At 30.0% G+C, this 10460-nt stretch carries 11 protein-coding genes; 6 read left to right on the forward strand and 5 right to left on the reverse strand.

The annotated features are described in order from the left end of the window. Positions 1-54: 54 nt before the first annotated feature. Positions 55-525 carry an ankyrin repeat domain-containing protein gene (locus CAMP18498_RS06975; protein ID WP_337198142.1) on the reverse strand — a complete coding sequence of 157 codons (471 nt, stop codon included), beginning with the start codon at positions 523-525 and terminating at the stop codon, positions 55-57. 51 nt (positions 526-576) lie between these two features. Then, positions 577-2001: a catalase gene (locus tag CAMP18498_RS06980; RefSeq protein ID WP_337198143.1), complete on the reverse strand. Its 1425-nt coding sequence runs from the start codon at positions 1999-2001 to the stop codon at positions 577-579. A 244-nt stretch (positions 2002-2245) separates the two neighbouring features. Here CAMP18498_RS06980 and CAMP18498_RS06985 point away from each other — a divergent pair, with 244 nt between their 5' ends. The 3 genes from CAMP18498_RS06985 to acpS all read left to right on the forward strand — a co-directional run bounded on the left by CAMP18498_RS06985 (position 2246) and on the right by acpS (position 3850). After that, positions 2246-2884 carry a helix-turn-helix transcriptional regulator gene (locus CAMP18498_RS06985; protein ID WP_257403836.1) on the forward strand — a complete coding sequence of 213 codons (639 nt, stop codon included), beginning with the start codon at positions 2246-2248 and terminating at the stop codon, positions 2882-2884. A 79-nt stretch (positions 2885-2963) separates the two neighbouring features. Beyond that, positions 2964-3494 carry a flagellar basal body-associated protein FliL gene (gene fliL / locus CAMP18498_RS06990; RefSeq protein WP_337198151.1) on the forward strand — a complete coding sequence of 177 codons (531 nt, stop codon included), beginning with the start codon at positions 2964-2966 and terminating at the stop codon, positions 3492-3494. After that, positions 3494-3850 carry a holo-ACP synthase gene (acpS, locus tag CAMP18498_RS06995; protein WP_337198144.1) on the forward strand — a complete coding sequence of 119 codons (357 nt, stop codon included), beginning with the start codon at positions 3494-3496 and terminating at the stop codon, positions 3848-3850. The genes fliL and acpS overlap by 1 nt, the downstream gene beginning before the upstream one ends. 8 nt (positions 3851-3858) lie before the next feature. On the opposite strand, the gene fabG is transcribed toward acpS, so the two are convergent. Both fabG and gpmI read right to left on the reverse strand, forming a co-directional pair. Next, the gene (gene fabG / locus CAMP18498_RS07000) at positions 3859-4602 is read right to left on the reverse strand and encodes a 3-oxoacyl-ACP reductase FabG (protein ID WP_214114351.1); all 744 of its coding nucleotides are present in this window, start codon (positions 4600-4602) and stop codon (positions 3859-3861) included. A 14-nt stretch (positions 4603-4616) separates the two neighbouring features. Beyond that, on the reverse strand, positions 4617-6095 hold the full coding sequence (gpmI, locus tag CAMP18498_RS07005; RefSeq protein ID WP_337198145.1) for a 2,3-bisphosphoglycerate-independent phosphoglycerate mutase: 1479 nt from the start codon (positions 6093-6095) through the stop codon (positions 4617-4619). Positions 6096-6173: 78 nt separating this feature from the next. Between gpmI and mraY the strand changes: the two genes are divergently transcribed. Together mraY and murD are read left to right on the forward strand one after the other, a co-directional pair. Next, the gene (mraY, locus tag CAMP18498_RS07010; RefSeq protein ID WP_337198146.1) at positions 6174-7232 is read left to right on the forward strand and encodes a phospho-N-acetylmuramoyl-pentapeptide-transferase; all 1059 of its coding nucleotides are present in this window, start codon (positions 6174-6176) and stop codon (positions 7230-7232) included. Then, positions 7232-8431 (forward strand): UDP-N-acetylmuramoyl-L-alanine--D-glutamate ligase, encoded by a 1200-nt coding sequence (gene murD / locus CAMP18498_RS07015; RefSeq protein ID WP_337198147.1) that lies wholly within the window; start codon positions 7232-7234, stop codon positions 8429-8431. The genes mraY and murD overlap by 1 nt, the downstream gene beginning before the upstream one ends. Here the strand turns inward: murD and CAMP18498_RS07020 are convergent. Then, entirely contained in the window at positions 8423-9286 is an 864-nt protein-coding gene (locus CAMP18498_RS07020) for a LysR family transcriptional regulator (protein WP_337198148.1), read from the reverse strand. The two genes, murD and CAMP18498_RS07020, sit on opposite strands and share 9 nt — an antisense overlap. Positions 9287-9391: 105 nt before the next feature. On the opposite strand from CAMP18498_RS07020, the gene CAMP18498_RS07025 reads away from it, so the two are divergent. Continuing rightward, positions 9392-10426 (forward strand): YeiH family protein, encoded by a 1035-nt coding sequence (locus CAMP18498_RS07025; RefSeq protein WP_337198149.1) that lies wholly within the window; start codon positions 9392-9394, stop codon positions 10424-10426. Positions 10427-10460: the final 34 nt, after the last annotated feature.

The following is a 10460-nucleotide window of genomic DNA, read 5'->3' on the forward strand; positions in this document are numbered from 1 at the left end:
CCTTCTATTTACAAATAAAAGGATAATTTTATAATTTTTATTTTTTCAAAGAGTTTAACTTTTCTTTTTTTTAAAAATTTTTAACATACCAAAAGCTATTTTTTTAAGAAAACTTTTTTTAGAATGCTTTGTTAAAAACTCTACTATATCTCTATGCCCAAACATTAGTGCAAAAGCAAAAGGTGTCATACCAAGACCATTGTTTTCATCAATATTTGCCCCATATTCTACTAAAAGCTTACACATAGGTAAATATCCTTTAAAACACACCCCTGCTAATGGAGTTTGCCCTCTATCATTTTTCTCATCTACCCTAGCATTATTTTCTAGTAAAAACTTAGCGCATTCATAAGCATTATGATAACTTGCAAGCATTAAAAGACTATCACCTTTATGATTTTTTAAATTCACACTTAAACCCGCTTCTATCATAATCTTTAAATTTTGCAAATCATTTTTTCTTGCGTAATCAAAAGCCATAGTACAAAGCTCTTGAATTCTTTTTTCTTCTTCATTACTAAACATATTTTTCCTTTATAATCTTTAGTTTGCCACTTTTAAAGTGGCAAGTAAAAATTACATTTTCAAAGCTTTTTTAATACCATTTGCATATTCACTTGAAATTTTTTCAAAATGACTTAATGCTCTAGCAATAATTTTTTCATCAACCCCACTCATAGAAGCAGCGATATTTTTAAATAACTGCTCTTTTTGATCTTGATTCATTATATTAAATAAAGCTCTTGGTTGGGTGTAAAAATCATCATCAAGTGGAGCATATCTTTGCGCGCTACCTTCAAGTGCTAAGTCAGGCTCAAGATAGCTTTTATCTTCTTTTGGGCTATCATCATAACTATTTGGCTCATAATAAGCAAGACCATTTTTATAAGTGTCAAAATTCATAGCTCCTGCTACATTATAAGTATTTACTTCACTTTTTGCACGATTAACTGGCAATAAATGATAATTTGTCCCTATGCGGTATCTATGCGCATCAGGATAAGAAAAGATTCTAGCTTGCAACATTTTATCAGGACTAAAACCAATACCAGGAACGATATTGCTTGGGCTAAATGCAGCTTGTTCTACTTCATTAAAGTAATTTTGCACATTTTTATTAAGTACTAATTCACCTACTTCAATTAAAGGCACAATACTATGTGGCCAAACTTTAGTTAAATCAAAAGGATTAAAACCTAGTTTTTCTGCTTCATCTTCTTTTAAAACTTGAATTTGGAAAGTCCATTTTGGAAAATCTCCTTTTTCAATAGCTTCATATAAATCTCTTTGATGACTTTCTCTATCATTTGCTATTAAATTTGCCGCTTCTTCATTAGTTAAATTTTTAATGCCTTGCTTGGTTTTAAAATGAAATTTCACCCAAAATCTTTCATTTTTATCATTAATCAAACTATAAGTGTGACTTCCAAAACCATGCATATGACGATAACTTGCAGGAATTCCTCTATCACTCATTAAAATAGTAACTTGGTGCAAGCTTTCAGGACAAAGGCTCCAAAAATCCCATGCAGCATTATTACTTCTTAGATGAGTTCTTGGATCTCTTTTTTGAGTATGGATAAAATCAGGAAATTTATATGCATCTCTTATAAAAAATGTCGGAGTATTATTACCTACTAAATCCCAATTTCCTTCTTTAGTATAAAATTTAATTGCAAAACCTCTTACATCTCTTTCAGCATCAGCAGCACCTGCTTCACCTGCAACGGTTGAAAATCTTATAAATAAAGGTGTGTTTTCTCCAAGCTGTAAAACTTTTGCTTTGGTGTATTGAGAAATATCTTTTGTGATTTTAAGTTCTCCATAAGCACCACTTCCTTTTGCATGAACAGTTCTTTCTGGAATTCTTTCTCTATTTTGATGAGCAAGTTTTTCAAGTAAAATATAATCTTGCATTAAAAGTGGACCTTTAGCACCCGCGCTTAATGAATTTTGATTATCGGCTATGATATTTCCAAAATCATTTGTTAGTTTTTTCATTGTGTCTCCTTTTTAAATAATAATTTTTATTATTTGATAAATTATATCCATATATTATTAAAATAAAATTAAACGATAAAAATTATCATTATTTAAAAAATGATTATAAAATTCTTATTTTTAAAAAAATAATCTTTTTTTAAGCATAATTATTTTTATTTTGTATTAAAATTGTTAAAAAATAAGAATAAGCATTCTTATTTTAAATATTTTTACTACAAAATTAATAAAAAAAGGAGAGCTTATGGATAAGGAAACAAGAACTTATTATATTAAATTAGTTAAATTTCTCGCAGAAGCCTTGGGTAGAAATTATGAAATAGTCTTGCACGATGTAAGTGAAGATGGAGCTAATATAGCAGAAATTGCTAATAACCATATTAGCAAAAGAACTATAAATTCACCCCTAACTGGTTTTGCTATTGAAATGATTAAAAATAAAATCTATTTAGAGCGTGATTACATAACACATTATAAAACTTCAGCTAAAAGCTCACAAGCAATGTCAGGCTCTACTTTTTTTATTAAAAAAGATGAAAAACTCGAAGGTTTGCTTTGTATTAATCATGATACCTCAGCGTTTAAAAAAATCTCTGATGAAATTTTAAATCTTGGAAATATTTATGATAATGCTTATGAAAACCCTGAGCAAGAAAATAAAGAATATATTAAACTTGATTTAGAAGAAATTGTCGAAGATATTTCGGGTATGGATATAGAAAGTTTTAAAAATAAAAGCTTAAAACCAAAAGAAAAGCAAAAAATGATAGCTAGTTTATATGAAAAAGGTGTGTTTAATGTAAAAGGTGTTATTCCTAAGGTTGCTGAACTTTTAGGTATTTCTGAGCCTAGTGTTTATAGACATTTACAAAAGATTAAATAATCATAATTTAAAAAAATTGTAATTTTTGATACAATAACACTTTAAATTTAATAAAAGGAAAAATATGGCTGATGATATGATGGATGAACAAGGCGAATCAAAGAAAAAAGGTGACAATACTTTAGTAATTATTATCGTTGTATTTTTATTTGTATTTTTACTTGTGATTGTAGGAGCGATTGCTTATTTAATGTTTAGCGGTAGTTCTGAAGAAAATCCTGCTCCACAAGCTGAAGAAAGCGCACAAGTTGCACAAGCTCCTAAGAAAACAAATGCAGTAGCAGCTAGAGGGAGTGATTATGCAAATATTGGGGTGATGTATCCTTTAGCACCTTTTACACTAAATTTATTAAGTGATGGTGGATCAAGATATGTAAAATGCACCATTCAACTTGAACAAAATGTTGAAACCCTAACCCCAGAACTTGATAAAAAAGTTGCTATTATTAGAGATATTATCATTAGAACTTTAACTTCAAAAACCTTTGAAGAAGTAAGCACCACAAAAGGCAAAGAAAGATTAAAAGATGAATTAACCGGTAAAATCAATGAGGTTTTAACTGATGGTTTTATCAAAAATATTTATTTTACTGACTTTGTAGTATCTTAATGATAGGCTGTGACATAGTCGTATGCTCTCGCATAGAAAAAATTTATGAAAGACATAAAACGCTTTTCTTGGATAAATTTTTATCCAAGCAAGAGCAAAGTTATATAAAAAATATCAACACTCTAGCAGGATTTTGGGCTATTAAAGAAGCTGCTTCTAAGGCTTTGGGGGTTGGAATTTCTAAAGAATGTTCTTTTTTTGACATCATCATCTATAAAGATGATAAAAATGCTCCACATATTAGTTTTTCTCAAAAAGTCATGCAAAAATTTAATATAAAATCAGCAAGTGTAAGCGTAGCACATGATGGGGATTTTGCTATAGCAGTAGTGGCTATAGAAACTAAGCAAGGTTAAAACCTTGCTTACATATAAAGCCCACCGTTGACTTTTAAAATTTCTCCTGTGATATAAGAAGAATGATCGCTTAATAAAAACGCCACAGCTTGAGCTACCTCGCTTGCATCTGCAAAACGCTTTAAAGGGATATTGTTAATATAATTTTGTTTTATTTCATCACTTAAAACTTCAGTCATATCACTTTTTATGAAACCTGGGGTAATGCAGTTATATCTTATATTTCTTGCTGCACCTTCTTTAGCAAAAGATTTTGTTAATGCTATCATACCGCCTTTACTAGCACTATAATTAGTTTGGCCTGCATTTCCCATTTCTCCAACTATAGAAGCGATATTTACAACCGCACCAAAACGCTTTTTACTCATAGTTTTTAATGCCTCTCTACAACCTAAAAAGCTTGAATTTAAATTAGCATTAATCACTGAAGAAAAATCATCCATACTCATTCTAAGTGCTAATTTATCATTGGTAATACCTGCATTATTAACTAAATAACTAAGCTCACCATCACTTTCTACTATAGTTGCAATAGCGCTTGTAAATTCTTCTTCAACACTTGCATCAAATTTAATCACAGCTGCAGTGCCACCACTTTTTTCTATCTCTTCTTTTAGTGCATCAGCAAGTTCAGGCTTACTTCTATAATTAATCCAAACTTTTAAGCCATAACTTGCTAATTCTTTAGCTATTGCTGCACCTATACCTTTACTTGCACCTGTTATTAAAACATTTTTTCCACTAAATTTCATTGTTCTCCTTTAAATTAAAATAAAGCCTCATCCATTTCTTTTGGGATAGGTAAGTTTAAAATTTTAAGCACGCTTGGCGCTATATTACTAAGCCCCATACCTTCTTTAAGCTTTTCTACTCCTTTAGCTTCCACAAAAGCAAAAACATCAAAGGTCGTGTGATTAGTGAGCATATTTTCTTTTTCATCCCTCATCGCTTCACAGTTTCCATGATCTGAAGTAATAATAAAAGCATAATCATACTCCCTTGCTTTAGCAATGACCCTACCTAAACACTCATCTACACATTCAACCGCACTAATCGCAGCTTCAAAATCACCCGTATGTCCCACCATATCACCATTTGCAAAATTTACTACGATAAAATCCATACCACTTTCTATACCCTTAAGCACCTCATCTGTGACTTCTTTAGCACTCATTTGAGGTTTTTCATCGTATGTTTTTACTTTAGGACTTGGAATTAAAACTCTTGTTTCATTGCATTCTAATTCTTCTTTTCCCCCATTAAAGAAAAAGGTTACATGAGCGTATTTTTCTGTCTCAGCTGTGTGAAGTTGGCTTAAATTTGCATTAGCTATTACAGAAGCTAAGGTGTTATTTAATTCTTCTTTTTCAAACATCACAGGCAGTTTAAAACTCTCATCATACAAACTCATAGTAATAGCATTTTTTATAAGCACTTCTTTTGAAAATTCATTAAAATTTTCTTGTGTTAAAGAAGCAACTAATTGACGCATTCTATCATTTCTAAAATTGATAAAAATCACACCATCTTCAGCCTTAATTCCATCAAAGTTTTGACTAATAACTGGGGTTAAAAACTCATCTGTAATATTTTCATTATAGCTTTTTTGTATAAATTGTGCGAAATCATCACACTTTGGTGCCTTAGCAAATAAAGCATCATAATAAGACTTAACCCTATCATAGCGCTTATCTCTATCCATAGCATAAAATCTTCCAGATAAAGAAGCAAAATTAATCCCTTCTTTTTCGCAAAATTCCTGTAAAGATTTTATAAATTCTAAACCTGAATTTGGAGGGCAATCCCTACCATCACTAATTGCATGCGCAAAAACTTCTTTATTTTCTTGCTTGCAAATTTTTAAAAGCGCATTAAAATGTGTATGCATAGAATGCACCCCACCATCACTATAAAGCCCTATAATATGCACTCTTTTGCATTTTTGTAATAACTCTTTTAAAGCCTTATTATCTTTTAAAGTATCATTTTCTATGGCTTTATTTATCTTAACTAAATTTTGATAGATTATGCGTCCACTACCTATACACATATGTCCTACTTCGCTATTACCCATTTGATCTTCAGGTAAGCCAACCGCTAAACCGCTTGTTTTTATCAAAACATTAGGAGTATTTTCAAAAAGCTTATCATAAGTTGGCTTTTTAGCATGAAAAAAAGCATTATAGTTTGAATTTGTATTATGTCCTATACCATCTGTGATTATCAAAATACATTTTTGACTCATTTTTTACTCTTTTTTATAATTTATTTATGTGATTTTACTAAAATTATGCTTTTAAAAAACAAATACAAGGTTAAAATTTTGCTTTATCTTACAGAATATACAAATTATATGTTTTTTTCTTATATTAGCGTACGTGCTGGTTTTGCATTTTTTATCGCTTTGTTTTTGAGTTTGTATTTAATGCCAAAATTTATCAAATGGGCTCAAAATAAAAAAGCAAATCAACCTATTTATGAATACGCTCCACAATCACACCAAGCTAAATCTCACACCCCTACCATGGGTGGGCTTGTTTTTATCTTTGCTACTATCATAGCAAGTGTTTTAAGTGCTGATTTAAATAATAGTTTTGTAATTGTTGGATTATTATGTTTGGTATTATTTTGCACTATAGGTTTAGTGGATGATTTAGGGAAAATTTTAAAAAAAGACAATCACGCAGGACTAAGCCCAAAAATGAAGCTTTTAGGACAATTTAGTGCTGCTTTTATTTGTGTTGGATTGTTATATCTATTTGATATAAATACTGAATTTTATTTACCTTTTTACAAACATTCTATTTTTGATGGTGGTATGTTTATGTTGTTTTTATGGATTTTAGTTATTGTATCAAGCTCTAATGCTGTGAATTTAACCGATGGACTTGATGGGCTTGCAACTGTGCCTTCTATATTTTCTCTCTTAAGCCTTGGTGCTTTTTTGTATTTAAGCGGAAATGCTATTTATAGCTCTTATTTATTTTTACCTAAAATTCAAGGCCTAGGAGAACTTGTGGTAATAAGCGCGGCTTTAGTTGGTGCGCTTATGGGGTTTTTGTGGTATAACTGCTATCCTGCACAAGTTTTTATGGGAGATAGTGGGAGTTTAAGCATAGGGGCATTTTTAGGCTATCTTGGTATAGTAAGTAAAAATGAAATTTTGCTTTTGCTTATAGGTTTTGTATTTGTTTTAGAAACTATTTCAGTGATTTTACAAGTAGGAAGTTTTAAAATTTTTAACAAAAGAGTTTTTAAAATGGCACCCATTCATCATCATTTTGAAAAAATAGGTTGGGTGGAAAATAAAATCATTGTGCGTTTTTGGATGATAGCCTTACTTGCAAATATTATTGCATTAATTAGTATAAAGTTAAGATAATGAAAATTTCACTTTTTGGATACGGAAAAACAACTAAAGCTTTTGCGCAGCGTTTTGAAAATTGCGATATTTATGATGATCATTTTACAAGTATAAGTAAGGATGAATTTAACAATACACTTTTACCACCTTGTGAATTTGATCCTTTAAAAAGTGACTTAGAAATTCCAAGTCCTGGTTTTCCAAGCGATCATCTTCTCATACAGCATGCAAGAAATTTAAGCAGCGAGTATGATTTTTTTTATGATGGCATGCCAAAAAGCGTTTGGATAAGTGGAACAAATGGCAAAACCACCACCACTCAAATGACACACCATCTTTTAAAACACATCAATGCGCAAATGGGAGCAAACATAGGAACTCCTTTAGCACAAATGGATATTAGTGCTAAATTATGGATTTTAGAAAGCTCATCTTTTTCACTTTTTTACACCAAAATAGCTAAACCTGAAATTTATGCGCTTTTACCTATCACACCTGATCATCTTTCTTGGCATAAAAGCTTTGAAAATTATGAGCGAGCAAAGCTTAGTGTGCTTGAAAGAATGAATGAAAATGATGTGGTAATTTTACCTAAAAAATATGAGGCTTATCCAACCCATGCTTATGTTATAAGCTATGAAGATGAGCAAGATTTAGCTAAAAAAATGCAAATTGACTTAGAAAAAATTCATTTTAAAACTCCATTTTTACTTGATGCACTTATTGCCTTAAGTATAGAAAAAATCATACTAGATCGTTGTTCTTATGAGCTTTTAAACAAGTTTAAGATAGAAAAAAATAAACTTGAAGAAATATTTGATCATAAAAATAGACTTTGGGTAAATGATACTAAAGCGACTAATCTGGATGCTAGTTTAGCTGCTCTTAAACGCTATAAGGATAAAAAAATTCATCTTATCATAGGTGGGGATGATAAGGGAGTGGATTTAAGTGCTTTATTTAATTTTATGAAAGAGCTTAATATAGAGCTTTATGCCATAGGAAAAAGCACTAATAAAATGCTTGAATACGCTAAAAATGCTAATTTAAAAGCATATTTTTGCGAGTTTTTACCTAAAGCAGTAGAAAAAATCAATCAAAACTTAACTAATGATGAAGTAGCCCTGCTAAGCCCTGCTTGTGCAAGCTTAGATCAATTTAAATCTTATGAAGAAAGAGGGGAGCTTTTTAAAAAATGCATTCAAGAGCTAAACTAAATCTTTGTGAATGCAAAACTTTAAAAACTCACATAAATTTATAAATTTCTTGCTTGGTTCTTTATTTTTATGATAAATCAAGCAAAGCTCTCTTGAAATTTTAAAATTTTTTAATCTCACTTCAAATAAGCTTTTAGCTTCAAGCTCTTCTTTAACGCTAAATTTAGGTAAAACTGCTAAAAAATCACCTTTTTTAACTAACTCTTTTATCATAGCAGTTGAGTTTAGCTCATAAACTAAATTAAGCTTTATATCTTTAGGCAAAGCATTTAAAAACACTTCTTTTGCGCCAGAACCTTGCTCACGACTTAACCATTTAAAATCCTTTAACTCATCTATAAAAAATTCTTTTTTGAAGTCATTTTTACTCACTACAATAAGCTCATCATCACAAATTTTAATCTTTTTTATATCCTTATCTTTGCAAATCCCTTCAATCAAACCTATATCTATTTCTTTATCTAAAATATCTTTGATGATATTTTGACTATTATCCAAAGACAAATTTAACTTGATATTTTCTGCCTTTTGGTCCAAAAAAGATCCTAGTAAATAAGTACCTACATTTTGACTCACTTTCATACTTATTTCATAGCTTTGATCATCTTGCATTGCTTTTTCAATGCGCTCAAATTCTAAAATCAAAGGTGTAATTTGCTTTAAAAAAACCTTTCCTTTTTCATTTAAACTTAAAAATTTAGCATTTCTATCAAAAAGCTTGGTGTTTAAACTTTTTTCAAGTTCAAATATAGCTAAAGACAAAGCAGATTGAGTTATATTTAATTCTTTAGCACAAGCTCTTAAGTTTAAATTTCTACACAAGGCTTGAAAATATTTTATTTGTCTAAAAGTCATAAGTATTCTTTTGATAAATATTTTTAATTATTATATCAAATAAAATTAATTTTACTTATCACAAAAAAATCATTAAGATTACAAAAAACAAAAAAAGGAAAACTCATGCATAAAAATATATATAAACATAGAAAATTTGAAGCTTTTTTACTGCTTTTTACTCTTGCTTTTTGTGCTTTTGCTATTTCTGAGCTTAGTTTTTTCAAAAATCTTGGAATTTCAGCTTTAATCGTAGCCGTAATCTTAGGAGCTTTAATAGGAAATTTGGCACATCAAAATGCAAATTTACTCAAAAAATCAGGAGTTTTAGGCATAGCAACAAAAGAAATTTTAAGACTTGGAATTATACTTTATGGTTTTAGAATTACTTTTAATGATTTAGAAAAAGTTGGATTAAATGGAATTTTATTAGTATTTTTAGTAGTGTTTTCTACCTTTTTTATGGGACTTTTACTAGGAAAATTATTTAAACTTGATCTTAAAGAAAGCATACTTATAAGTAGTGGCTCAAGCATTTGTGGAGCAGCTGCTGTGATGGCTAGTGAAAGCATTGTTAAAGGTGGCTCTGCTAAAGTTGGCGTGGCAGTTTGCACTGTGGTTGTATTTGGAACTTTGGGGATGTTTTTATATCCTTTGGCTTGGAATTTAGGCTGGTTTGATTTTTTTAGTTTAAAGCAAATGGGGTATTTCATGGGAGCAAGCTTGCATGAAGTTGCACATGCAGTTGCAGCAGGTGAAGCTGTGCAAGCAGGAGATAGTGCTGTCATAGAAAAAATGATGCGTGTTTTAATGCTAGTGCCTTTTTTGATTTTCTTAAGTCTTTTTTCATTGAAATTTCTAAGCAAAAATAATGAAAAAATCTCCATTAAAGCAAATATTCCTTATTTTGCTTTGTGGTTTTTATTTGCTTGTGGTATTAGCTCACTTGAAATATTAAATACAGATTTTGCGCTTAATTATATAAAACCAAGTATACAAACTATAGATACACTTTTGCTTTCTATAGCTATGGTAGCTTTGGGAGTAAATATCCATAAAAATGTTTTAAAAAATGCAGGCTTTAAACCATTTTTGATGGCATTGTTGTTATTTACATGGCTTATATTTTCAAATATTATTCTTGTAAAATTTCTCATGTAATCTCCTAGTTTTTTCTAGGAAATTATCTATTCTT

Origin of the sequence: Campylobacter sp. W0066.2, assembly GCF_024723515.1 — a bacterium.
In the GTDB taxonomy this organism is placed as follows: domain Bacteria; phylum Campylobacterota; class Campylobacteria; order Campylobacterales; family Campylobacteraceae; genus Campylobacter_D.